The 25,138-nt window shown below is 71.2% G+C and carries 29 protein-coding genes; 8 read left to right on the top strand and 21 right to left on the bottom strand.

Annotated elements, in window-relative coordinates:
* Window positions 1-5: 5 nt before the first annotated feature.
* From ACVW2K_RS05885 to ACVW2K_RS05825, 13 genes are all read right to left on the bottom strand, one after another.
* A complete protein-coding gene (locus tag ACVW2K_RS05885; protein ID WP_457201878.1) occupies window positions 6-1,109 on the bottom strand; it encodes a polysaccharide biosynthesis C-terminal domain-containing protein in 1,104 nt (367 codons plus the stop codon).
* Window positions 1,106-2,284, bottom strand: coding sequence for a DegT/DnrJ/EryC1/StrS family aminotransferase (locus ACVW2K_RS05880; RefSeq protein ID WP_457201877.1), 1,179 nt, complete (start codon window positions 2,282-2,284; stop codon window positions 1,106-1,108). Before ACVW2K_RS05880 ends, ACVW2K_RS05885 begins: the two co-directional genes overlap by 4 nt.
* Window positions 2,271-3,131 carry a sulfotransferase gene (locus ACVW2K_RS05875; RefSeq protein WP_457201876.1) on the bottom strand — a complete coding sequence of 287 codons (861 nt, stop codon included), beginning with the start codon at window positions 3,129-3,131 and terminating at the stop codon, window positions 2,271-2,273. Before ACVW2K_RS05875 ends, ACVW2K_RS05880 begins: the two co-directional genes overlap by 14 nt.
* Window positions 3,128-3,808, bottom strand: coding sequence for a sugar transferase (locus ACVW2K_RS05870; RefSeq protein ID WP_457201875.1), 681 nt, complete (start codon window positions 3,806-3,808; stop codon window positions 3,128-3,130). Before ACVW2K_RS05870 ends, ACVW2K_RS05875 begins: the two co-directional genes overlap by 4 nt.
* Window positions 3,808-4,908, bottom strand: coding sequence for a glycosyltransferase family 4 protein (locus tag ACVW2K_RS05865; RefSeq protein ID WP_457201874.1), 1,101 nt, complete (start codon window positions 4,906-4,908; stop codon window positions 3,808-3,810). The genes ACVW2K_RS05870 and ACVW2K_RS05865 overlap by 1 nt, the downstream gene beginning before the upstream one ends.
* Window positions 4,909-4,979: 71 nt before the next feature.
* Window positions 4,980-6,005, bottom strand: a complete 1,026-nt coding sequence (locus tag ACVW2K_RS05860) for a polysaccharide biosynthesis protein (protein WP_457201873.1) — start codon at window positions 6,003-6,005, stop codon at window positions 4,980-4,982.
* Between the two features lie 67 nt (window positions 6,006-6,072).
* A complete protein-coding gene (locus tag ACVW2K_RS05855) occupies window positions 6,073-7,812 on the bottom strand; it encodes a DUF4012 domain-containing protein (RefSeq protein WP_457201872.1) in 1,740 nt (579 codons plus the stop codon).
* A 65-nt stretch (window positions 7,813-7,877) separates the two neighbouring features.
* Complete coding sequence (locus ACVW2K_RS05850; RefSeq protein ID WP_457201871.1) at window positions 7,878-8,285, bottom strand: hypothetical protein; 408 nt, start codon at window positions 8,283-8,285, stop codon at window positions 7,878-7,880.
* Window positions 8,286-8,403: 118 nt separating this feature from the next.
* The gene (locus ACVW2K_RS05845; protein ID WP_457201870.1) at window positions 8,404-8,778 is read right to left on the bottom strand and encodes a hypothetical protein; all 375 of its coding nucleotides are present in this window, start codon (window positions 8,776-8,778) and stop codon (window positions 8,404-8,406) included.
* Window positions 8,779-9,020: 242 nt separating this feature from the next.
* Complete coding sequence (locus ACVW2K_RS05840) at window positions 9,021-9,317, bottom strand: DUF1416 domain-containing protein (protein ID WP_457201869.1); 297 nt, start codon at window positions 9,315-9,317, stop codon at window positions 9,021-9,023.
* Window positions 9,318-9,497: 180 nt separating this feature from the next.
* Window positions 9,498-10,346, bottom strand: a complete 849-nt coding sequence (locus ACVW2K_RS05835; protein ID WP_028636570.1) for a sulfurtransferase — start codon at window positions 10,344-10,346, stop codon at window positions 9,498-9,500.
* 101 nt (window positions 10,347-10,447) lie between these two features.
* On the bottom strand, window positions 10,448-10,930 hold the full coding sequence (locus ACVW2K_RS05830) for a DUF4395 domain-containing protein (protein ID WP_457201868.1): 483 nt from the start codon (window positions 10,928-10,930) through the stop codon (window positions 10,448-10,450).
* Between the two features lie 283 nt (window positions 10,931-11,213).
* Entirely contained in the window at window positions 11,214-11,747 is a 534-nt protein-coding gene (locus ACVW2K_RS05825) for a TlpA family protein disulfide reductase (RefSeq protein WP_457201867.1), read from the bottom strand.
* Window positions 11,748-11,806: 59 nt separating this feature from the next.
* Between ACVW2K_RS05825 and ACVW2K_RS05820 the strand changes: the two genes are divergently transcribed.
* Entirely contained in the window at window positions 11,807-12,295 is a 489-nt protein-coding gene (locus tag ACVW2K_RS05820) for a VanZ family protein (protein WP_457201866.1), read from the top strand.
* Here ACVW2K_RS05820 and ACVW2K_RS05815 read toward each other — a convergent pair.
* Window positions 12,216-12,488: a MoaD/ThiS family protein gene (locus ACVW2K_RS05815; RefSeq protein ID WP_028636573.1), complete on the bottom strand. Its 273-nt coding sequence runs from the start codon at window positions 12,486-12,488 to the stop codon at window positions 12,216-12,218. The genes ACVW2K_RS05820 and ACVW2K_RS05815 overlap by 80 nt on opposite strands.
* A gap of 85 nt (window positions 12,489-12,573) precedes the next feature.
* On the opposite strand from ACVW2K_RS05815, the gene ACVW2K_RS05810 reads away from it, so the two are divergent.
* The gene (locus tag ACVW2K_RS05810; protein ID WP_036569572.1) at window positions 12,574-13,314 is read left to right on the top strand and encodes a response regulator transcription factor; all 741 of its coding nucleotides are present in this window, start codon (window positions 12,574-12,576) and stop codon (window positions 13,312-13,314) included.
* On the opposite strand, the gene ACVW2K_RS05805 is transcribed toward ACVW2K_RS05810, so the two are convergent.
* Entirely contained in the window at window positions 13,285-14,118 is an 834-nt protein-coding gene (locus ACVW2K_RS05805) for a BKACE family enzyme (RefSeq protein WP_036569575.1), read from the bottom strand. The genes ACVW2K_RS05810 and ACVW2K_RS05805 overlap by 30 nt on opposite strands.
* Before the next feature lie 32 nt (window positions 14,119-14,150).
* On the opposite strand from ACVW2K_RS05805, the gene dtd reads away from it, so the two are divergent.
* Window positions 14,151-14,591 (top strand): D-aminoacyl-tRNA deacylase, encoded by a 441-nt coding sequence (gene dtd / locus ACVW2K_RS05800; protein WP_457201865.1) that lies wholly within the window; start codon window positions 14,151-14,153, stop codon window positions 14,589-14,591.
* Here dtd and ACVW2K_RS05795 read toward each other — a convergent pair.
* Complete coding sequence (locus ACVW2K_RS05795; protein ID WP_269320322.1) at window positions 14,580-14,708, bottom strand: hypothetical protein; 129 nt, start codon at window positions 14,706-14,708, stop codon at window positions 14,580-14,582. The genes dtd and ACVW2K_RS05795 overlap by 12 nt on opposite strands.
* Window positions 14,709-14,828: 120 nt before the next feature.
* Between ACVW2K_RS05795 and mshD the strand changes: the two genes are divergently transcribed.
* Window positions 14,829-15,629, top strand: a complete 801-nt coding sequence (mshD, locus tag ACVW2K_RS05790) for a mycothiol synthase (protein ID WP_457201864.1) — start codon at window positions 14,829-14,831, stop codon at window positions 15,627-15,629.
* 3 nt (window positions 15,630-15,632) lie between these two features.
* Here the strand turns inward: mshD and ACVW2K_RS05785 are convergent, their stop codons facing one another.
* From ACVW2K_RS05785 to ACVW2K_RS05770, 4 genes are all read right to left on the bottom strand, one after another.
* On the bottom strand, window positions 15,633-15,875 hold the full coding sequence (locus tag ACVW2K_RS05785) for a hypothetical protein (protein WP_155991981.1): 243 nt from the start codon (window positions 15,873-15,875) through the stop codon (window positions 15,633-15,635).
* 186 nt (window positions 15,876-16,061) lie between these two features.
* Window positions 16,062-17,012, bottom strand: coding sequence for a CAF17-like 4Fe-4S cluster assembly/insertion protein YgfZ (ygfZ, locus tag ACVW2K_RS05780; protein ID WP_457201863.1), 951 nt, complete (start codon window positions 17,010-17,012; stop codon window positions 16,062-16,064).
* Complete coding sequence (locus ACVW2K_RS05775; RefSeq protein ID WP_028636579.1) at window positions 17,005-17,424, bottom strand: Fur family transcriptional regulator; 420 nt, start codon at window positions 17,422-17,424, stop codon at window positions 17,005-17,007. Before ACVW2K_RS05775 ends, ygfZ begins: the two co-directional genes overlap by 8 nt.
* A gap of 40 nt (window positions 17,425-17,464) precedes the next feature.
* Complete coding sequence (locus ACVW2K_RS05770; RefSeq protein WP_028636580.1) at window positions 17,465-17,959, bottom strand: nitrobindin family protein; 495 nt, start codon at window positions 17,957-17,959, stop codon at window positions 17,465-17,467.
* Window positions 17,960-18,147: 188 nt separating this feature from the next.
* Here ACVW2K_RS05770 and ACVW2K_RS05765 point away from each other — a divergent pair, with 188 nt between their 5' ends.
* A complete protein-coding gene (locus tag ACVW2K_RS05765) occupies window positions 18,148-18,504 on the top strand; it encodes a DsrE family protein (protein ID WP_457201862.1) in 357 nt (118 codons plus the stop codon).
* A gap of 260 nt (window positions 18,505-18,764) precedes the next feature.
* Window positions 18,765-21,233 (top strand): hypothetical protein, encoded by a 2,469-nt coding sequence (locus ACVW2K_RS05760; RefSeq protein ID WP_457201861.1) that lies wholly within the window; start codon window positions 18,765-18,767, stop codon window positions 21,231-21,233.
* Here the strand turns inward: ACVW2K_RS05760 and ACVW2K_RS05755 are convergent.
* On the bottom strand, window positions 21,230-22,249 hold the full coding sequence (locus tag ACVW2K_RS05755; RefSeq protein WP_457201860.1) for an alpha/beta hydrolase: 1,020 nt from the start codon (window positions 22,247-22,249) through the stop codon (window positions 21,230-21,232). The genes ACVW2K_RS05760 and ACVW2K_RS05755 overlap by 4 nt on opposite strands.
* Window positions 22,250-22,292: 43 nt before the next feature.
* Here ACVW2K_RS05755 and ACVW2K_RS05750 point away from each other — a divergent pair, with 43 nt between their 5' ends.
* Window positions 22,293-24,440, top strand: a complete 2,148-nt coding sequence (locus ACVW2K_RS05750) for an RNA degradosome polyphosphate kinase (RefSeq protein ID WP_457201859.1) — start codon at window positions 22,293-22,295, stop codon at window positions 24,438-24,440.
* Window positions 24,441-24,519: 79 nt separating this feature from the next.
* Entirely contained in the window at window positions 24,520-25,137 is a 618-nt protein-coding gene (locus tag ACVW2K_RS05745; protein ID WP_028636584.1) for a DUF47 domain-containing protein, read from the top strand.
* Window position 25,138: the final 1 nt, after the last annotated feature.

The following is a 25,138-nucleotide window of genomic DNA, read 5'->3' as shown; positions in this document are numbered from 1 at the left end:
GACCTTCACGGTGCGCTCACCTCTACACGCTCGGGGTACTGGTCAGGATCGTGGGGGTCGAGCAGCTGGTCGGCCCAGAACACCGTCACGAGCTCGGAGTCACCGACGTTGGTGATGTTGTGAACCCACATCGTGGGCATGTCGACGAAGGCAGGGGCGTCTCCCGAGATCCGGAAACGCAACACGCCCGTATCGTAGAGACGACGCAGCGAGATCTCCGCCTCGCCGCTCACCACGGCGAAGCGCTCGACCTTATGCAGGTGGTAGTGGTCGCCGCGGGTCGCGCCTGGCAGGGTCGTCGACACGAAGGACTGGCCGGTGCCGCCGTGCGAGCGGACCGTCTCGAACAGCCGTCCACGAGTGTCCTCGTGGAGGTCGGGGCGCATCGGGAACGCGGCGGGGAAGACGAAGGATCGGTAGGTGTTGAAGAGGTCCACGTCGAACGGGTCACCCAGCGAGGGCACCTCGCCCCGACCGGCGTACAAAGCGTGGTAGCTCTGCAGCCGGGCCAGCACGTCGGACACAGTGTGCGACTCAGCAGCGGGACGCACGGTGTTGTCGGGGCCGTCGGCCGCCATGATCAGGGTCGCTGCTGCCCGCTGGGCGTGCAGCAGCGGGACCTCGCGATCCTCGGTCACGGTCGGCACCTCGCCCCGCGCCACAGCGTCCGCGAACGTCGCCACGAAGGAGTTGTACGACGGCCGCCCGTGCTCGCCGAACAGGTTCGGCAGACGAACGTCGACGTACCGTCCACCGACGTCATCGATCGCCTTGGCCAGCAGTTCCCCCGCCCGACGCTTGCCGCGACCGTAAGGGTCGTCGAGGTCGGCCTGGATGGAGTTCGCATAGACGAGCCGAACCGGCCGGGACGCCAGACGGATGGCGTCGGCAGTCCGCTGGGCGACCTCGACATTGCCCTCTTCGACTTCCTCAGACGTCGCCGCCCGGCTGACGCCGGCGAGATGGAAGACGGTGTCGGCTGTTCCGAACGCCGCCGGGTCGAGCGCACCGCGACCGAGCCGGACGGGCGTCATGCCGTGCCTGGCGCGCAGTCTGCACGCCAGGTGCCAGCCGAGGAAGCCTTCGCCTCCGGTGAGGACGACGCTCACGCGAGCTCCCCTCGGACCATGGTCACCACGTGTTCGACGTCTTCCACGGACATCGCGCTCCACATGGGGAGCGAGAACGCCCGCTCGAACTCGCGGGTGGCGACCGGGAACTGCTCCGGGGTGACCCGGTACGTCTCGCGGTAGTACGTGTGCAGGTGGAGCGGGATGAAGTGAACGCTGATCCCGACGCCCGCCTTGCGCAGGCCCTCGATCACCCCGTCCCGGTCCACGATCCGGGATTCGTGCAGTCGCAGCAGGTAGAGGTGCCAGGCGCTGGTGCGGTCCTCTGGGACCGTCGGGAGGTCAACCGCCAAGTCAGCGAACATCTCCGAGTAGCGGGCCGCGATCATCGTGCGGCGCAGGTGCATGTCGTGCGCCCTGCGGAGCTGGACCCGACCGAGAGCGGCGGCGATGTCGGTGAGGTTGTACTTGTAGCCGGGCGCGAGGATGTCATAGCGCCAGGTCCCGCCGCTGTAACGAGCCCATGCTTGGCGCGACAGGCCGTGCAAGCTCATCATCCGGACCCGCTCCGCGACCTCCTCGTCGCGGGTCACGACCATACCGCCCTCACCGGTCGTCAGTGTCTTGGTCGCATAGAACGAGTAGCACACCGTCGACCGGACGTCGTCCGGCGTCGTGCCGACCGGCCGGCCCCGGTAGGTCGCGGGGAATGCGTGCGCCGCGTCTTCGACGACGACAAGACCGAACTCGCGTGCCAGCTCCCAGATCTCGTCCATGTCGCAGCTCACTCCGGCCATGTGCACCGGCACGACGGCCGCCGGCCGCCCAGCCTCAGCGCGGGCCGCGCCCTCGACCAAGGCTCGGAGCGCGCGGACATCGATGTTGAGGGTGTCGGGGTCGATATCGACCAGGACTGGCACCGCGCCGAGATACCGCACCACCTCGGCCGACGCGGCGAAAGTGTACGTGGGCACGTAAACGAGATCGCCGGGCCCGACTCCGAGCGCCTCGAGGCTCAAGTGCAGAGCGGCCGTGCAGGAGTTGAGCGCGACGGCATGGGGAGCCCCGACCGCGACCGCGAACTCTTCCTCGAACGCAGCGGCCTGCGCACCAGTCGTGATCCAGCGGGAGCGGAGCACCTCGGTGACCGCCTCGATCTCGTCCTCGGTGATGTCGGGCAGCGCGAAGGGCACGGCGTGTTCAGACCGGTTCATAACCGAGCCTCTCCAGCGTGCTGTCGATCTCCCTGCTCAGCGTCGTCCGCTCGGCTGCAGTTAGCCGACCCCGCGCCGCGCCGTCGCTCCGGACGATGAGGGTCGCCGCGGCACGAGCGAGCCGGTCGGGGCTCGTCGTGTAGCCGGGCATCTGGTTGAGGATGCCCGCCAGCGTCACCGCAGGCTCGCGTACGAGCGCCTCGTAGCTCACGTCGATCACGCGGGGATGCAGGCCGTCGAGTTCGGCGCTCGCCCGATTCACGCACTCGCTCCACTGCCGTGCGCAGACGGTCAGCACATCACCTGCCCGCACGTCGTCGTCGATGCCTGGATAGCGAGGGCCCCAGCTCTTCACATGCCCATGGTGACCGCGTCGGAAGTTGTTCCGCAGGAACTTCACGCCGTACGACCCCAGGAGGTGAGGTGGGAAGTGCCTCGCCTTCTTGAGCAGATAGCGCTTGTCGGAAGGCGCTTGCCACTGTCGACGGGCGGACTCGACGACATCCACGCCATCCCGGACGAGGTGGACATACGTCGCATCGGGGACGACTGCGTCGACGAACGGGACTCGGAGTGTGTTGCCCACCGTCTTCTCGATGACCCGGCCATCGGCGTCGGCGTACCGGTCGAGGTATCTGCGGACGCGGCCGGCGATCCGCGGCGTCGCGAGCGCGGGTGCCAAGATGTCGTCGGGAGCGGACTCGTTGCCCTGCCGCCACACGAAGCCCACGTCGTACGGCACCGCCGGCACGCCGGCGGCGATCGCGAGGGCGTCACGGCACGCCTTGGTCCCCGACCGCGCGGCACCGATCAGGACGACGGGACGCAGCTCTCCGGCGGCACTCATGGGCGCTGGCTCCGCAGGTAGGCATCGGCGGTCTCTTGCTCCCAAGCCATCTTCCGGACGAACACCTGGTGGCGGCCGAGGATGCCGAACGCGGTTCGCACCAGCACCTGCAGGGCGTAGCCCAAGGAGCGGTTCTCGATGTAGACGAGATCGAGCGCCGCCTTCCGGGCGAGGAGCTCCTCGAGGTAGACCCGCTCAGCCTCCGCTGGATCTCCAGGGAGCGACGACTCCATCGCGTAGTAGTGCAGAGACCCAACACTGGTGACGCCCGGTGGGACGCTCAGCGTCTTCCACATCTGCGCGGTGTAGTGGCCACGCACGATGCTGAGATCCTCTGGCCGGGGCCCGACCAGCGCCATCTGACCATGCAGCACATTGACCAACTGCGGCAACTCGTCCAGCTTGAACCGACGGAGCAAGCGACCGAACGGGAAGACCCGGGCATCGCTGCCACTGGTCACCCGGCCGGAGTCCTCACGTCCCACGTGCATCGTGCGCAGCTTCAACATCGAGAACGGCGTGCCGCCGACCCCCGCCCGCGTCGTTCGGTATAGCACCGGCCCGTGCGAGGTCAGCTTGATCCCGAGCGCGGCCATCACGACGAGAGGCGCCGTCACCACAAGCGCCGCGGCCGCGACCACCAGGTCGAGGATCTTGAGGAGGCGGTCGCCGATCATCAGCGGCCTTCCACCAGAACCGACCAGGTGTCGAGCGCCCGTGACATCGCGAACCGCTGCTCGTACACCGACTTCGAGCGCGCGCGCATGGCAACCAGTCGGTCGCGGTCGACCGCAAGCTTCCCGAGCTGCTCGGCGGCGAGCGCGTGGTCCGGCTGGCGGACGACAATGCCGATGTCCTCGGTCGCGATCATCCGGGCCATCTCGCTGTCAGGCTCGACCAGGGCCAGCACGGGGAGCCCGTGCCGGAGGTAGGTCAGGATCTTGCTCGGGTACGCCGCCTGGATGACACCTTCATTCAGAGAGACGCAGCCCAGGTCGGAGTCCTGGACGAATTCAGCGATCTCGTCCGGGGGCCGGTGCCCGTGGCAGTGGACGCTTGCGGACGACGCGGCCAGGGCTTCGATCTCGGAGCGCATCGAGCCGTCCCCGAAGAAGTGCCACTCGATGCCGTCCAGGTCACGCGCGGCCCGCACCACCTCGACGAGATGCTCGAGGCCCTGGAACCGGCCGAGGTTGCCAGCGTAGACAATGCGGAGGCCGTCGCGGCGACGGCGCTCGATGGTCGGCTCGTCGAGGGCCCACGGGTCGAAGTTGTTCAAGACCATAACCTCGACCGAGTCTCCGCCAGGGCGGCTCCGCGTCGTGCGCGCCATGTCCTCCGAGAGAGTTACGACCCGCCATGCCCGCCGGTCGGTGGCGCCGTCCATCTTGCGCAGCGTCGAGCTGAGGACGCCCCGGGCCGTCGACACCTCCGGCCAGATGTCCTGTTTGTGATAGACGAATCGAGCCCCGCAGGCGCGCGCGATCAGTGAGCACACGAGCGCGACGACGACCGGCGGCGTCGTGGCTGCCATGATCACGTCCGCGCCTCGCCAGTGCCGGCGGCCGACGAGGAGCCGAGCGCAGAACCAGGCGGAGTTGAGCAGCTTGCGTCCCGCCGATCGGCGGTCGTCCAGCACTCGCCAGCGCACGACCCGGTAGTCGTCCACCCGCTCCCTCGCGGCCGCGCGGGCGCGCGATCCGTATGACGGCTGGCAGGTCAGCACGACCACGTCGTGGCCATCATCGGCCAGGCGCGCCGCGATCGCCGACAGCATCGATGCATACGGCGGGGTGTCGGGAACGAAGTACCGGTGGACCAGTACCACGCGACGGGGGCATCGCACAGTCACGACTCGATCAGCGCCCTGAATGCCGGCAGGTTTTTGAGCACATCGACTACCTCGCCGACGCCGAGTCGCAGGGTGTTGTGCGAATGGTAGTCGTCGGCGGCGGACTCCCGGACGTCGCCCTGCTCGAAGTACTCGCCGTAGTTGAGGTCGCGGGCGTCGACGGCGACCCGGAAGTAGTCGCCCTGGTCCTCAGCGCGGAAGAGCTCCTCGCGCGTGGCGAGGGTCTCGTAGAGCTTCTCACCGTGCCGGGTGCCGATCACCTGGATCTGAGGTTCGACGCCGAGGGCCGTGGCCACCGCGAGCGCGAGCGTCTCGACGGTGCACGCGGGCGCCTTGCGGATGAACAGGTCACCTGGGCGTGCGTGTCCGAACGCGTGCTCCACGAGTTCCACCGCCTCGTCGAGGGACATCAGGAAGCGGGTCATGTGCGGGTCGGTGACCGTCATCGGCTTCCCGGCCAGCGCCTGTTCGGCGAACAGCGGGATCACCGAGCCGCGCGACATCATCACGTTGCCGTACCGCACGGTCGAGACCGTCGTTGCGGCAGTGGGGTTGTTGCGGGCGAACGCCTGGGCGACCTTCTCCATCATCGCCTTCGACATGCCCATGGCGTTGACCGGGTAGGCCGCCTTGTCGGTGCCAAGGCAGACGAGGGACCCCACGCCGTTCGCGTTGCACGCCTCGATGACGTTGGAGCTCCCGAAGACGTTCGTCCGCACTGCCTCCAGAGGGAAGAACTCGCAGCTCGGCACCTGCTTGAGCGCGGCCGCGTGGAAGGTGTACGCCACACCCCGGGTTGCTCGGTCGACGCTGTCGTAGTCGCGCACGTCGCCGAGGTAGAACCGCAACCGGGGATCGCTGATCGCCCGCCGCATGTCATCCTGCTTCAGCTCGTCGCGGCTGAGGACGCGCACCTCCGCGACGTCGGTCGTCAGCAGGCGTCGTACCACGGTCGATCCGAAGGATCCCGTTCCACCGGTCACGAGGACGGTCGCGCCCGACCTCGCCGTCGTCTCCGTCACGTCTCCCCCGTCATCGCCACCTGGGCTCCTGGCACTGCGCCGACAGTGTAGGGACTGTCCATGACCCTCAGCAGGCACTCGGCACCGATGCCGAGGAGGAGCTCTCGATCGAGGGAGTCACCCGCAGGTCGGTCGGTCCGGTCTGGTCCGCTCCCGTGACGAGCATCCAGTCGACGTCGACCGTCTCCCCCGGTGTGAGGTAGAGGTACGCCGTGGACACCGGTCGACCGGTGATGTCGATGTCGTCGGGGGGGAAGCCCTTGCCGTTGATCCGGAAGTGCGCGATGACGCCGCCCACGGGCGCGAAGAGGCGAACCGTGACCAGCTGCTTGCCCGGGTCGACGCCGTGGTTCCCGCCGCCGGTCACCGAGGCCGGCAGCTGGGCGGCGTTCCGTGGCGCCGCCGACGTCGCCTCGGCATGGACCTCGAGCCTCTGGGCTCCGTCCGAGCAGGAGGTTGCCTTTGCCGTCACGTCGTACTGGAGGTAGTAGGACATCTTCGAACCGGTCGTGTCGTTCAAGGTCACGTTGACGGCCGGCGTGGACGACCCGTCGGTGACGAACTCGCCCGCGACCTCGGTTCCGGCCAGGGCGGCCTGTTCGTCGGTGTGGAACGAGTGCACGTAGACCCGGCCCTCGCGCGCTCCCCGGGTCAGCTCCTCGAGAACCGTCCGAGGATCGGCGTCGCCCTTCGATACCCGGTCGAAGACGGCGTGGGAGACGTCGGCGAAGAAGGCGTCCTGTCCGGCTGGGTCGAGGCGCAGGTAGGGCATCCGCAGCAACTGGTCGACGGCGTTGTCGGCGGTCAGGGACACCCCGTCCACCGGCACGGTGCCCGTCGCCCGCAACAGGTAGCCGGTCGTGACCGCGTCCAGCGACAGGATCCCGTCGAGTCGCTCAGGATGCTCCTCCTCCCACCTGGCCCGCATCAGGTCAGCGGTGCGCGGGAAGTCGGGCGTGAAGTTCGCGTCCTGGAAATAGGTGCCGAGCTGATGGTTGTAGATCTCGTGCTCCGCCTCCGTCAACGGCAGCACGGGAGTGCCGCGGAACCCAAAGGATCCCGCGGTGACCTGCCGGACCATCTTGATCTGTCCGTGGTCGGATCGGATCAGCGCAATCGCCCCCGGTAGGCCGCCAGTCGCCCGGATCTCGGCGTTGTTCTGGAAGACCAGGAGATAGTTGTGGGGGCCATCGGCGCCCAACATCGCGGGGAGCACGGCGAGGGCGGTGTCCGCCGACCTCATCGTGTGCGCAGCATCGTCGAGCTGGTCCGCGAGGTCGCGGTACTGGTCGCGCAGCAGCTGGATGAAGCCGGAGGGGTCCTGACCCTGCATGCGCGCGTCCGCGCGGTCTAGTGCAGTGGTGGCCTGGGAAACCGGCCCCTGGAGCTCGCGAACCGCGTCGATCGAGACCGTGCCGTCCTTCGGCAGCAACGTGCCGAGCTTGCTGGCGGACTCGACGATCGGCTCCAGTCCATCGTTGCTCAGGTCCGCGATCACCTCGCTCACGACCCGCACCCCTCGCGCGTCGTCCCCCCACCCAGGCAGGTGAGCCAGGGCCGACCACGTGACGCCCCCGGTCCGGTCAGCGGCGTCCGCGCTGTGCACCTGGAGGCTGCCGAGGGCGACGTCGATCTGACTCCGATCCCCGGTCTCGAGCGCCGATCGGAGGTGGTGGGCGTCGGCGCCGGCCGCGGTGAGGTCGTTCTTGACGTGCCACGCCTGCCAGCCCACCCAGAGCGCCGCGAGGACGAGTAGGCCGGCCAGGACCAGGACGATGGTGGTCAGCCGTGACCGGCGGAGGCGCATGGCGCGATGGTAGGTGGACAGCTAGAGCGACAGTGCGTCAATGCTCGAGTGTCCGGCTACCGGCCCTACTTCTTCTTGACCTGGACGTTCTTCGCGCCGTTCGAGCCCTTGCACGCGTTCTGGTTCGACGGGATGAACCGCACCTTGACGACGTACTTGCCCTTGCCGTGGTCGAAGGTCACGTCGAACGAGCGGTTGCCGTCACCGAGGGGCTTCGAGCCGGTCTGGACGGTGTCGTCGCCCTTGGTGACCTTCAGGTCGAACGTGCCTTTGCACGGGTTGCCGTCGGAGGCCACGACGAGCTTGGCGTTGTAGGTCTTGGTCTGCCCGACCTTGGCCTTCCCGGGGCCGCTGACCGTCGTCTGGGTCTTGATCACGCCGGGGTAGCCGTCGTGCGGGCCCGCGAAGGCAGCCGAGCCGGCGCTCGATACGAGCAGTGCAGCACCGGCGATGCCGACGATCAGCTTCTTCATCACAGTCCCATGCGTAGTCGGGGTTTCCGAGGGGCAGTCAACCACACACCCACCCCGTCGCGGTCAGCCATTCGGATGGAAGTGGTCCCATCCGAGCCATGGCCCGGACTAGTCCGGGTCAGGTGATGGTGATGGTGTACTCGTCGTGCGCGCCCTTGCACGGGCTGCGGTACTCCGGGACGAAGCGCACCTTCACGATGTACTTGCCGGGCTCGTCGATCGTGAAGGTGAATACGCGATCCTGGCCGTTGGTGTCCTTGAACAGCTTCAACAGCCGCGCATCGCTGGTCGCCCCCTTCGGAGTGACCTTGAGCATGAACTTCCCGCGGCACGGAGATCCGTTGGAGGCAACGTCGACGCTCGCGCGGACCTCGATCTTCTTGCCCGCTTTGGCCTTGTGCGGGCCGTGCGCGCCCGCGTCGGGCTGCACGACACCGGGATAGCCGTCGTTGGGTCCCGCGAGAGCCGGGCTCCAGCCGAGAGCGATCAGCAACGTGGCGATCGTTGCCAGCAACGTCCTCTTCACGGTTCGTCACCCCACGTCGTCGATCGGCCTGCGTCCCGCATCCCCAAGTTTGGGGAAAGTCAACCACCGACACGGCCGATCGGTCGACCTGTCCGATCGGGCACTTCTGTCCGCGGCGTCCCGCCCGTCCTCCCCGACGGCACGCTCACCATGAGAAAACGGACCGCCGGTCTAGTCCAGCGGTCCGTGATCCCATGAGCTCTGGCTCGTCAGAGTGCGACGACCACCTCGGCCACCGAGCCGACCGCCGCGTGCACCTTCTTGTCCACTGGCTCCGACTTGGGCGCGAGCGTGCGCAGCGTCCAGTCGCCGTCGCCGGCGAAGAACCGGAAGTGCCCGGTCGCCGAGGTCGGGACCTCGGCGGTGAACTCCCCCGTCCGGTCCAGCAGTCGCACGTAGGCGTTGCCGACCGGCTCACCGCCGCGGACCACCTGGCCCTGGACGATCGCCTCCTTCTTGACGTCGATGCCGTCGAGCGACAGGCCGCCTTCAGTTGCTCCGCACATGATTTCGTTCCTTTTGTTGGGTTCGGAGTGGTCTCGATGCGCTCGCTGGCGCTCGATACTCGACCACCGAAGGACGTTGCTCCGGCTCCGCCGGTCGACCAGCGAAGGGCGCTGATCGAGCCTCGCCGGTCGACCACCGAAGGGCGTTGATCAGGCTCCGCCGGCCACCGAGGGCGGTGGTCAGGCCTCGCCGGGCTCGTCGCCGAGGGCGATCGGGACGCCGACCAGCGAGCCGTACTCGGTCCACGAGCCGTCGTAGTTCTTGACCGACTGGTGGCCCAGGAGCTCCTTCAGCACGAACCAGGTGTGCGAGGACCGCTCCCCGATCCGGCACAGCGCGATGGTCTCCAAGCTGTCGTCCAGGCCGGCAGCGCCGTAGATCTCGCGCAGCTCGTCGTCGGACTTGAAGGTGCCGTCGTCGTTGGCGGCCTTGCTCCACGGCACGTTGATGGAGGTCGGGACGTGGCCGGCGCGCTGCGCCTGCTCCTGCGGCAGGTGCGCCGGCGCCATGAGGCGGCCGGCGTACTCGTCTGGGCTCCGCACGTCGACGAGGTTCTTGACACCGATGGCGGCGACGGTCTCGTCGCGGAACGCGCGGATGCTCGCGTCCTGCTCCTGCGCCGTGTACGACGTGGTGTCCCGGCTGGGCACCTCGTCGGTGAGCTGGCGGGAGTCCAGCTCCCACTTCTTGCGGCCGCCGTCGAGCAGCTTGACGTCCTGGTGGCCGTAGAGCTTGAAGTACCAGTAGGCGTACGCGGCGAACCAGTTGTTGTTGCCGCCGTACAGCACCACGGTGTCGTCGTTCGCGACGCCGCGGCTCGAGAGCAGGGCCTCGAACTGCTGCTTGTTCACGAAGTCGCGGCGGACCTGGTCCTGCAGGTCGGTCGTCCAGTCGAGCTTGATGGCGCCCTTGATGTGGCCCTTGTCGTAGGCGGTGGTGTCCTCGTCGACCTCGATCAGCACCACCTTCGGGTCGTCGAGGTGGTCCTCCACCCACTGGGCGGTGACGAGGGAGTTCTCGCGGGTCATTGCATCTACCTTTCTTGTGCGCCGAGGAAGGGGCGCGGGGTCTGGGGTTGTGGTGTGAGCGTGCTGGGTCTCGATACGCCGTCGCTCGTTCCTCGCGACGGCTACTCGACCACCGAGGAGGGCATGCGGCGCGTGGCCCGGCGGAGGAGCAGGTACATCTCGCAGCCGAGGCAGAAGCGGAAGACGGCGTTGAGCAGTGCCGCCGCCAGCGCGAGGCCGACGGCCACGTAGCCGACGACGTCCACACCGCTGACGAAGCCGAGCAGGCCGACGACCGCGAACCCGAGACCCACCGCCTGGGCGAACCGCGGCGGCGCCGGGTCCTCGAGCTCGGCCGGCGGTGCGAGGCGGGGACGCACGAGGGTGCGGAACAGCCAGGAGTACGGCGTGTGCTGCACGCCGCGGGCGGCGCCCACCGCGAAGACAGCGGTCTGGGCCGCCAGCAGCACGAGCGCGGCAGCGGCCGGGGCCAGCAGCAGCGCCAGCACCAGGACGAGCGCGGTGATCGTGGCGGCGAACTGGGGACCGCGAGGGTCGATGCCGGCCGTGGTGCCGGTGGTGGCGGCGGTGCTGGTCGTGGACATGTCTCTCCTGCTGACGGGGGCGGTGCCGGGCGGTTGCAGGTCGCGGCACGCCCAGCGGCGGCTTCCGTCCTGAGTTTAGTTGACTAACCCAGTAGGGATAAGGGAGAAGAGCGCGCGACCGTGCGTCAGCGCATTCGACACAGCGACGAGCGCACGCGGCAGTGGTCGACCGCCCGGCGCCTGGTCAGCAGTGTCGTGGACATGGCTCCCACAGTAGGGAAGGACGTACGCCGCCACCCACTCGACGTCTCGATACGCGAGACAGGCATCCACGATGCGGACATCAGGCCCAGCCCAGGGCGGCGAGCACCTGCTCCTTGCGCGGCGCCCCGGTCGCCCGGGTGACCTCGCGCCCGACGCTGTCGAGCACCAGCGTCGTCGGGGTGCGCAGGATGCCGAGGGCGCGGACGAGGTCCAGGTGGTGCTCGGCGTCGACCTCGACGTGCGCGACCCCCGGCACGGCTTCGGCGACGTCCGCCAGGGTGCGGCGGGTGGCCCGGCACGGCGCGCAGAACGCCGAGGAGAACTGGAGCAGCGTGGCCCGCTCCCCGAGCTCCGCTGCGGGGACCGCGGCGGTGAGAAGGGACCCCGGGGTCTCGATACGCTCGCTGGCGCTCCCTACTCGGCCACCGACCTCCGCTGCTCGACCACCGATGTCATCGACGCCCGATGCTCGACCACCGGCATCCCTGGCGTTCGCTGCCCGACCACCGACGTCGCGAGTCCCGCGGAAGCGGCCGTCGGTCAGCAGCCGGTAGCCGCCGAAGGCCAGCGCGGCCACGACGGCAACGAGGACGACCCAGGCTCCCGTGCTCACATGGGGGGCAACGCGGAGATCTGCGAACCCATTCCGACGCGACCTGCGAGGGTGTGCCGGTGGCAGCACCGACCGTGACCCGTCGACAGCTCGCGCTCGCGCTCGCGCTGTACGGCGTGTTCCTGGCCCTGGTCCTGCTCGCACCGACGTCCGGCCCCCAGTCCACGAGCGCCGGCTGGGTCGCCGACCTCGTGATCGGCGCCGGCGTGCCGGAGCGGATGGCGACCGCGATCCGGGTCGAGTTCGTGCTCAACGCGATCATCCTGATGCCGGTGTCGGCGCTCGGGTCGCTGCTCTGGCCGCGGACGACCTGGCGCGACTGGACGGCGTACGCCTTCGTCATCGCCGGCTCCGTGGAGCTGTTCCAGGGCCTCTTCCTCCCGGCCCGGTCGGCCACCTTCGTCGACGTGGTCGCCAATACCCTGGGCGGGCTCGGCGGCGCTGGGGTGGTCGCAGGCTGGCGGGAGATCAGCCGCCGGCGAACGGCGGGAGGAACTCCACCGACGAGCCCGGGGCCACCAGGACCGCCCCCGGATCCTCGGCGTTGACCGGGCGGTCACCGACCAGGGTCGAGCAGATCTGCAGCACGTCAGGCAGCCGGGTGCCCGGGTGCAGCTCCACCGCACGGCGGACGACCTCCGCGAGGGTGATCGGGCCGTCCACCTCCAGGCTGTCTCCGGCGACCCCGGCCGCAGAGCGGGCGGAGGCCCAGTAGTGGACTTCGATCGGAGCGGCGGCCATGGTTCGGTATTCTTCCCGACCAGACACACCGGCCGAAGCCCAGCGTTGCGTTTCGGTCTCCCCGTCCGTCGGGAGGAGACCAGTCATGAGCACGCTCCTGCTCCTCACCAGCGCCCTGCAGCCTTCCGCCGAGGTGCTGCCCGGTCTCGCCCTGCTCGGCCACCAGGTCCGCATCCTGCCCGCCGAGGGCAGCGCGCTCCTCGAGGCGCCGGACGCCGACCTGCTGCTGGTCGACGGCCGCCAGGATCTCGCCCACGCCCGCGACCTGTGCCGGCTGATCCGCACGACCGGCACCGACGTCCCGGTGCTCCTGGTCTGCACCGAGGGCGGGCTGGCCGTCGTCCACCACGACTGGGGCATGGACGACGTGGTCCTGCACACGTGCGGGCCCGCCGAGCTCGAGGCGCGGATCAAGCTGGCGATCGGCCGGCTGGCCGCCCAGCGCGACGCCGACGACCCCGAGTCCCACGTCATCCGGTCCGGCGAGGTGCTGGTCGACGACGCGACGTACACCGCCAAGGTCGGCGGGCGGCCGCTCGACCTGACGTTCAAGGAGTTCGAGCTCCTCAAGTTCCTCGCCCAGCACCCGGGCCGGGTCTTCTCCCGCCAGCAGCTGCTCCAGGAGGTCTGGGGCTACGACTACTTCGGGGGCACGCGCACCGTCGACGTGCACGTACGCCGGCTGCGCGCGAAGCTCGGCCCGGAGAACGAGACGCTCATCGGCACCGTGCGCAATGTCGGCTACCGGTTCGTGCTGCCGACCAAGGAGCACGGCGGGACGGCCGCGAGGGACGGATCAGAGCCCGAGGAGAGCGCGCGCGTCTGAGGCCGGCATGGGCGTCCGCTGGGCGACCGCGGCGGCCGCGACCGCTCGCTCGACGAGCTGGGCGTTCCGCTCCACCGGGACGCCACGGGCGAGGGTCAGCACGTCCTCCATCCCGACGCGCAGGTGGCCACCCATCGACAGCGCGGCCAGCATCACCGGCAGCGTGCTGCGGCCGATGCCGGTCGCCGACCAGCTCGTGACCTCGGCCGGGAGCATGCCGACGGCGGCCACGAGCGCGGGCGCCGTGCCCGGCATCCCGCCCGGCACGCCCATCACGAAGTCGCAGTGCACGCGGCCGCCGTACGGCAGGCCGTACGTGTCCAGCAGGCGGTGGACGGCGTGCACCTGGCCCAGGTCGAACAGCTCGAACTCCGGCACCACCTCGCGCTCCTGGCTGAGCTGGTAGAGCTCGCACACGAAGGGCCACGGGTTGGAGAAGACGTCGTCACCGAAGTTCGTGGTGCCCATCGTGAGGCTGCACGAGTCGGGCTGGGCGTCGAGGACCTTCAGGCGCTCCTCGAGCGGGTCGTGCACGGAGCCACCGGTCGAGAGCTGCACGACCAGGTCCGTCTGCTCGTGGAGTGCCTGGACGGTGTCGCGGAGCCGGGTCCGGTCGAGGGTGGGCCGGTGCTCGTCGTCGCGGATGTGGACGTGGATCATCGCGGCCCCGGCCGCCTCGCACTCCTGGGCGGTCCGGACCAGCTCCTCGAGCGTCGTGGGCAGCTGCGGGCAGTCCGCCTTCGCTGTCTCCGCCCCGGTCGGGGCGACGGTGATCAGGACCTGGCTGGGTGACGTCGTTGGCACGCAGGCATCGTGCCAGACGCCAGACTGGGCGGGTGCGAGCAGTGATCCAGCGGGTGCTCCGGGCCAGCGTGACCGTCGACGGGGCGGTCGTCGGGGCGATCGACGAGCCGGGGCTCCTGGTCTACCTCGGCGTCACCCACGACGACGGCCCCGGCGAGGTCGCCTGGACGGCGCGCAAGATCTGGGAGCTGCGGCTGCTCCGCGACGAGAGGTCGGCGTCCGAGGTGGACGCGCCGGTGCTCGTGGTCAGCCAGTTCACGCTGTACGGCGACGCGCGGAAGGGCCGCCGGCCCACCTGGCAGGCCGCCGCCCCGGGCTCGGTCAGCGAACCGGCGTACGACGCAGTCTGCGCGGAGCTCGAGCGGCTCGGCGCCCGGGTCGAGCGCGGCGTCTTCGGCGCCGACATGCGGGTCGAGTCGGTCAACGACGGCCCGGTCACCCTGGTCCTCGACCGCGAGGCGTCAGCGCCGTAGCGCCAGCACCACGAGCACCAACGCGATCAGGCCGACCAGCACGATGCCGGCGGTCTCCAGGACCAGCCGGCGACGATGCGCAGCGATCGGATCCAGCTTGCGGCCGCGTCTGGCCACGGGCCCTCACCTCCCCCGAAGATCTGAGCGACGCCAGAATCTCATCCTTGCGTCGCGATCGCGAGCAATTCGGCTCGTGGCCGTGTGAACACCACGTGACGCCGCCCGTAGGGTCGGACCGTGGACACCATCCAGCGGGTGGCGGCGGCGGCCGAGGCGCACGACGGCGCCGCGCCGCTCGACGAGGCGACCTGGCTGGCGCTCCGGCACCATCCCGACTCCGTCCGGTCGTGGGTGCGCGACGATGGCTTCGCGCTGCTGATCGGCCCGGACCTCAGCGTGGTCGTCGACCCGGCCGCTCGCGGTCGTGGCCTCGGACGGTCGCTGGTAGACGAGGCCCTCCCGACAACCGGTGAGGTGCGGGCCTGGTCGCACGGCGACCACCCGGCCGCCGCCGCGCTCGCGCGGTCACTCGGGTTCGAACGCGTGCGTCAGCTCTGGGTGATGCGGCGCGACATGACCGTCCCGCTGCCGGCGTACGACTCCGAGCGGATCCGGAGCTACCGACCCGACGATGCCGGCGAGCTGGTCCGGGTGAACGCCGCGGCGTTCGCCCACCACCCCGAGCAGGGCTCGATGGACGCCGAGAACCTCGCCGAGCGGATGGGCGAGCCCTGGTTCGACCCGGCCGGCCTGCTCGTGGCGACGGACGGCGACCGGATGCTGGGCTTCCACTGGACCAAGCAGCACTCAGCCGAGCTGGGCGAGGTGTACGTCGTCGGCATCGACCCCGCGGCTCAGGGTCGCGGGCTCGGCAAGACGCTCACCCTGGCCGGCCTGCACCACCTGGCATCCCGGGGCGTCGCCGAGGTGCTGCTGTACGTCGAGTCGGACAACGCTCCTGCGGTCGCGCTCTACTCGGGCCTCGGGTTCGGCCACGCCCAGCCGGACACGCACGTGATGTACTCCCGACCTCGTTGAGGCTCACGGGTGCGCGACCACGGACCGGTACACGATGAGCTCCACCCGGAGGCGGTGCGGCAACGGGAGGCCACGAGCCGCGACCGCGGCGGCGTACGCCTCCAGCGCGGTCACCAGCCGCTGCTCTGCCGCCTTCAGAGCTGCTCGACTGTGGGGCACCTCTCGCATCGTGTGGCACGTCTTCCTCGCATCGTCGATGTCGAGCATCAGCAGCCGGAGGTCGACCGGTCGTTGCACTGTCGTCACAGGTACTAGTCAGCATCGCCCAGGAGGGCATGGCCCGCTGATGGAGCCAGGGTCCCCGATTCACGGTAGGCCGCAGGGCTCATCGGCCCGCGGGCGACCGGTCGAGGGTTCTGCTCTCGGCCTCCAGCTGCTCGCGCCGGGACGTCGTCAGTGCCGGCCGGTGATCGTCTCCGTGATGATCCGAGATCAGCGCAGCGGACGGACGTGCAACCCCACCTCGGGGTCGACGAGGACCTCCTGGGCCGCGGGCATGCCCTCGACCGTCAGCTGTGCGTCGAGCGGGACGTTGCGCTTGACCATCGCCAGCGCGATCGGGCCGAGCTCGTGGTGCCGGGCCGAGGTGCCGACGAAGCCGACGACCTTGTCGCCCAGGAGCAGGTCGGCGCCGATGGTGGGCAAGCGGTTCTCCGACCCGTCGAGGTGCAGGAGGGTCAGCCGCCGGGGCGGCCGGCCGAGGGTGTGCACGCGGGCGACCGTCTCCTGGCCGCGGTAGCAGCCCTTGTCGAGGTGGACGGCGGGGCCGACCCAGCCGGCCTCGTTCGGGATCGTGCGGTGGTCCGTGTCCAGGCCCAGCCGCGGCTCGCCGCGCGCGATGCGCAGGGCCTCGAACGCCCAGAGGCCGCAGGCCGGGCCGGCCGCCTCGGCGTACGCGGTGAGCTGGTCGCGCGGGACCAGCTCGTAGCCGGCGTACGGCCCCTCGCCGGCGGCGGACGGGCGCCATGTCACGGCGAGCGCATCGGTCACGTCGGCGACCTCGACCCGCATCATGAACCGCATCCGGTCCAGGAACTCCACGAGCGCCGCGGCAGCGCCGGGCTCGGTGTGGGCGGTGAAGGACTCGCCGTCGTCGTACCCGAAGAAGGCGTGCTCGACGTGGCCCTGGGGGCTGAGGATCAGGACGCCGGTCCACACCTTCGGCGGCAGCGCCTCGAGGTGCTGGGTGGTCAGGGAGTGCAGCCAGGTCAGCCGGTCCGGGCCGCTGACCCGGAGGACGTCCCGGTGCGAGAGGTCGACGAACCCGTCGCCGCTCTCCAGGGTGCGCTGCTCGCCGTTGAACGACCCGTAGTGGGCGGCGACGTCGCGGTCGATCCCGTCCGCGGCGACGGCGCCGGGCAGGTCCAGCAGGGGGCTACGCATCCTTCTCACACTCCACACAGTTGCCGAACACGGCCAGGTGGCCGATGTCGAGCACGAACCCGTGCTCGCCGCGGAGCCGCTCCGCGAGCGGCGCCACCTCGTCAGGGTCAACCGAGATGACCTTGTGGCAATTCCGGCAGACCAGGTGGAAGTGCTCGTGATCGGTGACCGAGTGGTACGTCGGGGCGCGGTCGGACAGGTGGGTGTGCCGGACCAGTCCGAGCTCCTCCAGCACCTCGAGCGTGCGGTAGACGGTCGAGACGTTGACCGCGCTGGACTGCGACTGGACCTCGGCGAGGATCTCGTCGGGAGTGGCGTGGCCGAGCTTCTCGACGGCCTGGAGGACGAACTGCCGCTGCGGCGTCAGCCGGTAGCCGAGGCTGTGCAGACGGGCCGCGAGGTCCTCGCTCATGCCTGCCTCATGACCCGATCACGACTCGTTCACCGCGACCTCACTGGCGCACCAGCCGCGCCCACAGGTGCGGCTGGAGCCCCTGGCCCATCGCGGCCATGTCGAAGGCGTACAGGAGGTCACCCTCGACGTTCCCGTACAGCCTCTTGCCGCCCGTGTACTCCTTGGCCGTCTCGGTGCGGACCACCGCGTCGGTGGTCAGGTCGAGCTTGCCGTCCCCGGCCTCGCCGTACCAGATCTCGGCGAAGCCGGTGTTGTGCGTGAGCAGCAGCTCGACGTGGCCACCCGGCTTGCACCGGAGGAAGCCCGCCTCCTGAGCAGCCTCCCGGACCTTCTCGCCGTGCTCGTCGACGATCCACGACCGGGAGAAGTAGTGGAAGAACGGCCGGCCGTCGTGGGTGAAGACGAGCTCCTGGCCGTACTCGAACTTCTCGATCGTCGGGTAGTCGCCGTGCCCGCGCCCGCCCCAGCGCCCCAGCAGCCAGGCGACCGGGCCGCAGTCGGGATGGAGGTTCTCGGGGAGCTCGAACGGCATGCCTTCACTCTAGAGGCGGCGCGCCTCCCGCATGACCGAGGTGGAGCGGGGGAACACTTGGCCAGGAGGTGAGTGCCATGGCAGGTCCCCACGATCCCGAGATCGCCGAGTGGATGGGCATGGACACCGACCGGGAGGCCGAGATCCTCTCCCTGCCGGGTACGCCGGCCGCCGCGTAGCCTGATCGCGTGCGCCCACTCGTCGTCAAGGTGACCTGCGGCTCCGACGACCCGGAGCGCTGCAACCAGGGGCTGACCGTCGCCGCGACCGCGTTGACCGCGGGCGCCGAGGTGAGCCTGTGGCTGACCGGTGAGGGCGCGTGGCTCGGCGTGGCCGGCCGCGAGTCGTTCGAGCTGCCGCACGCCGCGGCGCCGGCCGGGCTGGTCGGGGCGGTGCTCGCCGGGGGGCGGGTGACCGTCTGCACCCAGTGCGCGGCCCGTCGCGGGATCACCGAGGAGGACGTGCTGCCCGGCGTACGCATCGCAGGCGCCGCGGCGTTTGCCGAGGAAGTGCTAGCGCCGGAGGTGCAGGCGCTCGTCTACTAGCTCCACGCGAGCACGCGGGACCCACACCCGCGAGCGCAGCGGCGGCAGCGCCGGCGGGTTGCACCGCCGGCAACGACGGACGGCGGTGAGCAGCGCGGCGTGCTCGGGCGTGCGGGTCCGACCGCCCACGACCAGCCGGACCATCCGGAGGTTGTGCTTGACGCAGGTCATGCAGGTCCAACGCGGCACCGCCGCTGCCGTCACGGTCGGCTTCGGGATCGACTGCACACCCGCCCCACCAACCCCTAGGCTCTCGGCTGATGGACGACAACGACGCCAGCACCACGCGGTGGTGGCAGCGCAAGCAGGAGGCCCCGGCGGAGCCCGAGGCCTCGGCCCCGAGCGCGCCGCCGCCGGCCGTGCGCACCCCGGCCGACCTCCAGGCGGCGATCGAGCGCGCGGCCGAGCTGCGCCGGCGCGCCGAGCAGGCCGCCGCCGAGCAGGCCGCCGAGCGGCTGGTCGCCGAGGAGGCCGCCACGGCCGCCCACCGGGCGCGCGTCGAGGCCGACGAGCAGGCCGCCGAGCACGCCGCGAAGGCGCAGGAGGCGTACGACGCCCGCCGTGCCGCCGAGGAGCAGGGCGCCGCGCACGCGGCCGAGCGGGAGCGGCTCGAGGCGGCCGCCACCGCCGCCGTCCAGGCGCGCGCCGAGGCCGAGGAGGCGGGCCGCAAGCTCGTCGAGACGGCCAAGGTCGCCACCGCCCTCAGGCTCGCCGCCGAGCAGGCGGCCGCGCAGCAGGCCGCTGAGCGGGCCGAGGCCGAGGAGAGCGCGCGCCTCGCCGCGGAACGCGCCGCCGCAGCGGAGACCGCGCGGGCGTCCGCCGAGGAGGCCGCTCGCGCGCAGGCCGAGCGCGCCACCGCCGACACGCGGGCGCGCGCGGAGGCGGACCGGGCGGCCCGCGAGGCCGCGGAGACCGCCCGCCAGGCACATGCCGACCGCGAGGCTGCCGAGGCGCGGGTGCAGGAGCTCGCCGAGCAGGTCGCGCAGGCCGCCGAGGAGCGCGCCGCCGCCGAGCGCGCCGCTGCCGCACGGGTCGAGGAGCAGGAGGCGGCGTACGCCGAGCGGCTGGCCGCGCTCGGCCGCCGCCTCGACGAGGTCGAGCAGGCGGCGAGCGAGCGCGCCGAGGCACAGCAGGCGGCGCACGCCAAGCGGCTCGCGGCGCTGGCCGCCGAGCACGAGGAGGCGCTGGCCACGGGAGCGGCGGCCCGACAGGCCGCCGACGAGCGGGCGGCCCAGCAGGCCGAGGCCCGGGCCGCCGCCGAGGCCGCGGCCGCGGAGCAGGCGACCGGCCGTGCCGCCTCCGACGAGGCGGCCGCCGAGCAGGCCCGCCGCGCCCAGGAGGCCCACGCGGCCCGGGCGGACGCCGAGGACGCGGCCCGCACCCACGCGGAGCTGGCTGCAGCGGCTGCCGCGGCCCGGGAGACGGCCGACGCCGGAGCCCGCGAGGCAGCAGAGACCGCACGCCAGGCACACGCCGACCGTGAGGCCGCCGAGGCCCGGGCCGCGGAGCTGGCCGAGCAGGTGGCCGCAGCCCGCCGCGGGCACGAGGACTTCGTGCTGGTCTCGCGGGAGGCCCGGGCCGCGGCGGAGCAGGCGGCCGCCGAGCAGGCCGCCGCGCGGGAGGCCGCCGAGGCGAAGGCCACCGAGCAGGCCGAGGCGCGCGCCGCCGCGGACACGGCCGCCGCCGAGCACGCCCGGCTCGCCGACGAGGCGCACAGCTCGCGGCTCGAGGCCGAGCAGGCCGCGCATTCGCAGGCCGCGACCGCCGAGCAGGCGCAGGCCGCGCGCACGGCGGCCGAGGAGGTCGCCCGCGACCAGGCGGCCGCCACCGCCCGGGCCGCCGCGGCCGAGGAGGCCGCGCACCGCACCGCCTCCGAGCTCGCCGAGGCGCTGCGCACCGCCCACGAGGCGCGGATCGCCGCCGACGAGAACGCCCGCACGCACGCCGACCGCGCCCGCGAGGCGCACGAGGCGCGGACCACCGCGGAGACCGCGGCCGCCGAGGCCGCCTCCGCCCGGGAGGCGGCCGAGGCCACCGCCCGGTCCCACGTCGAGGCGGCCACCGAGGCCGTCGCGGCACGCGAGGCCGCCGAGCGAGCCGCGCAGGAGGCCGCCGCCCGCGCCGAGGAGGCGCAGTCCGCGCGCGAGCAGGCCGAGATGCGGGCCCGTGAGCAGGCCGAGGCCGCCGCCCAGGCGGCCACCGACCAGACCTCCGCGCACCAGCGCGCGGAGCACCAGGCCGAGCAGGCACGCATCGCCCACGACGCCCGGGCCGAGGCCGACGTGGCCGCCGAGGCGCACGCCGCCGCCCGCGAGGCCGCCGAGCGGGCCGCCGCACAGGCACTCGAGCAGCGCCGCGCGGCCGAGGAGGACGCGAGGGCGCACGCCGAGCTCGCCGCCACGGCCGCCACGGACCGTCAGTCCGCCGAGGCGCAGTTCCGCGACGCCCTCGCCCGCCTCGACGAGGCGGTGCAGGCGCGCGAGGCCGCCGAGCGCCAGGCCGCCGAGCAGGCGCGGCTCCGGGGCGAGGCCGAGGAGGCCGCGGCGCAGCGGGCCGCGGACCGCAGCGCGGTCGAGGCCGCCGTACGCCGCCAGGCCGAGATCGCCGAGGCCGCGATGGAGGAGCGCGTCGCCGCGGAGGAGAAGGCGCGCGACCTCGCGGTCGAACTGGAGAAGGCCCGCGCGGAGCTGCAGGAGCTGCAGTCGAAGAAGGGCTTCTTCCGCCGTTAGGTGAGCGTGGCCTTGAGCTTCGCGGCGATCGTGGCGTTCGCGGCCCGGCTGGTCCGGCCGACGCCGACGACGTTGAAGAAGCCGTGGATCTGGTCCGCGAACCGGCGCAGCTCCACGTGCACGCCCGCCTCCGCGAGCTTGCGCGCGTACGCCTCGCCCTCGTCGCGGAGCGGGTCGTAGCCGGCGGTCACGACGTACGCCGGGGCGAGGCCGGCCGGCAGGTCGGCGTACCGCGGCGAGACGCGGGGGTCGGTCGGGTCGCTCCCGACGATGTAACTGTCGTTAGCGAGGTCCATGAAGGCCCTGGTCAGGTAGAAGCCCTCCGCGAACGACGCCGCGCTGTCGGTCTGCCGGACCGCGTCGGTGGCCGGGTAGACCAGCAACTGGAAGGCCAGCGGCAGGCCGCGCCGGGCCGCCTCGATCGCGACCACCGCGGCCAGGTTGCCTCCCGCGGAGTCGCCGCCGACGGCGAGGCGCCCGGGGTCCGCGCCGACCTCGGCGGCGTGGTCGACCAGCCAGCGGTGCGCGGCCAGCGCGTCGTCGTACGCCGCCGGGAAGGGGTGCTCCGGCGCGAGCCGGTAGTCGACCGCGAGCACCCGCACGCCCGAGCGGTCGGCGAGGAACCGGCACGCGGCGTCGTGGGAGTCGAGGTCGCCGTACATGAAGCCGCCGCCGTGGAAGAACAGCAGCAGCGGGCCCGACCCCCGCGAGGTGGCCGGCGTGTAGAGGCGGGCGGGCAGGTCGCCGACGACCAGGTCGCGCACGGCGACGGCCGCCGGTCGACCGCCGGTCATCCGGGTGTGCCGCAGGATCGCCTCGCGGCCCTGCGGGATCGGCAGCGTCTCCGCGCCGACCTCGCGGGTGACCCGCTGGAGGCGCAGCATCAGCTGGACGTCGGCCGCCAGGACCTGGCCGTCGTGCACGACCCGGCGGCCGGCCAGGATCCGCTGGGCGCGCTCCGGGAGGCCGAGGGCCGCACGCAGTCCGAGGGTCTCGAGACGTTCCCGGGTGGTCACGGTCGCAACCTACCGTTCACCCGGCGGTGCCAGACTGGGAGGCATGTCCCTCGAGAGCCTGCCGTCGACGTCCGTCCACGGCGAGGGCGTGCCCGAGGAGACGTTCGACGTCGAGCCGCCGTACGTGCCGGACCACGAAGCGCTGAAGGCGGTCGAGAAGTTCGAGGACCGGTTCCTGGACCGGGAGCTGTCCTGGCTGCGCTTCAACCAGCGGGTGCTCGAGCTGGCCGAGGACCCCCAGCTGCCGCTGCTGGAGCGGACCCGGTTCCTGGCGATCTTCACCAGCAACCTCGACGAGTTCTTCATGGTGCGCGTGGCCGGCCTCAAGCGCCGGATCGCGGCCGGGGTCGCCGTACCCGCTGCGTCCGGCCTGATGCCGACCGAGGTGCTGGAGCTGATCTGGTCCACCACGCGCGAGCTGTCCGAGCGGCAGGCGCGGGTGTTCCGCGACGACATCGTGCCCGCGCTGTCGGAGGCGGGCATCGAGCTGGTGCGCTGGGACGACCTGGACCGCGAGGAGCAGAAGCAGTCCAAGCGGCTGTTCCGCGACCGGGTCTTCCCCGTGCTGACGCCGCTGGCCGTCGACCCCGCGCACCCGTTCCCCTACATCTCCGGGCTGTCGCTCAACCTCGCGGTGCTGCTGCGGAACCCGCGCACCGGCAAGGACCACTTCGCGCGGGTCAAGGTGCCGCCGATCTTCGAGCGGTTCGTGCCGGTCGGCAACCAGCGGTTCGTGCCGCTGGAGGACGTGATCGGCGAGCACCTCAAGCGGCTGTTCCCGGGCATGGAGGTGCTCGAGGTGCACACCTTCCGGGTCACCCGCAACGAGGACCTCGAGGTCGAGGAGGACGACGCCGAGAACCTCCTCGCCGCGCTCGAGAAGGAGCTGCTGCGGCGCCGGTTCGGCCCGCCGGTCCGGCTCGAGGTCGAGGAGTCGATCGCGCCGCAGGTGCTCGAGCTGCTCATCTCCGAGCTCGGCGTCTCGGAGGAGGAGGTGTTCAAGCTCCGCGGGCCGCTGGACCTGCGCGGACTGCACAACATCGCCGACCTGCCGCGGCAGGACCTGAAGTACCCGGCGTACCTGCCGACGACCCACGAGCGGCTGGCCGAGGTCGAGTCCGCCGCTCCCGTCGACGTGTTCAAGGCCGCCCGGCGCCATGACGTGCTCCTGCACCACCCGTACGACTCCTTCGCCACCAGCGTGCAGCGGTTCCTCGAGCAGGCAGCGGCCGACCCGCACGTGCTCGCGATCAAGCAGACGCTGTACCGCACCTCGGGTGACTCCCCGATCATCGACGCCCTGATCGACGCGGCCGAGGCCGGCAAGCAGGTGCTGGTGATCGTGGAGATCAAGGCGCGGTTCGACGAGCAGGCGAACATCCGCTGGGCGCGCAAGCTCGAGCAGGCCGGCTGCCACGTGGTGTACGGCCTGGTCGGCCTGAAGACCCACTGCAAGCTCTCGATGGTGGTGCGCGACGAGCCGGACGGCATCCGCCGCTACACCCACATCGGCACCGGCAACTACAACCCGAAGACCTCGCGGCTCTATGAGGACCTCGGGCTGATCACCGTCAACCAGCGGATCGGCGAGGACGTCGCCCACCTGTTCAACAACCTGTCCGGGTGGTCGCGGAACGCGACGTACGACGAGCTCCTGGTCGCGCCGGACTCGATCCGCGACGGGCTCGTCGAGCGGATCCACCGGGAGATCGCCCACCACCAGAACGGCCAGCCCGCGCGGATCCGCCTGAAGGCGAACTCCGTGGTCGACGAGGCGATCATCGACGCGCTGTACCTGGCGTCGCAGGCCGGCGTACCGGTGGAGCTGCTGGTGCGCGGCATCTGTGCGCTGCGCCCCGGCGTACCCGGCCTGTCGGAGACGATCGCGGTGCGCTCGGTGCTGGGCCGGTTCCTCGAGCACAGCCGGATCTTCTGGTTCGACAACGGCGGCGAGCCCGAGGCCTGGATCGGGTCGGCGGACATGATGCACCGCAACCTGGACCGGCGCGTGGAGGTCCTGGTGCGGCTGCCGGGCGAGGACGAGATCGCGGCGGTCGGCGGCCTGCTCGACCTGGCCTTCGACCCGGGCACGAACGCCTGGGAGCTCGACAGCGAGGGCGGCTGGACGCGGAACGGCGGCCAGGTGCACCTGCACGAGCGGCTGATCGAGCGGCAGCGCCGGCGCCGTTAGGCGCGCCCTGACTTGCACGATCCCGCACGCCACCCCCTAGTCTGTTGCGCGTTCTCTTCCTCCTCCTCAGGAGTTATCCGTGGGTTTGCGAATCCGGCCCGTCGACACGTCCTTCTACGACCTCTTCACCAGGGCTGCCCAGCACCTCGTGCTGGGTGCCGCCCTGTTGGCGGAGATGCTCAGCGAGACGGCCGACCACCAGGACGTGGCACGCCGCATGCGCGAGGCCGAGCACATCGCCGACGAGACGACCCACGAGCTGATCCGCAAGGTCAACACGACGTTCGTGACGCCGTTCGACCGCGAGGACATCTACGCGCTGGGCTCCGGTCTCGACGACGTGATGGACATGATGGACGAGGTCGTCGACCTGATCCTGCTGTACGAGGTCAAGGTGCTGCCCCCGGAGCTGTCGACCCAGGTCGAGGTGCTCCAGCGGTGCGCCGAGCTGACCGCGGCCGCGATGCCGAACCTGCAGGCGATGCAGTCGCTCGAGGAGTACTGGATCGAGATCAACCGGCTGGAGAACGCCGGCGACAAGAACCACCGGCGTACCCTCGCCAAGCTCTTCAGCGGTGAGTTCAAGACCATCGAGGTGCTCAAGCTGAAGGACATCGTCGAGTCTCTCGAGGAGGCGATCGACGCGTTCGAGAAGGTCGCCAACATCGTGGAGCAGATCGCGGTCAAGGAGTCCTGAC

The sequence above is a fragment of the Nocardioides sp. HB32 genome (genome assembly GCF_054058995.1).
This window is presented reverse-complemented; position numbering and strand designations above follow the sequence as displayed.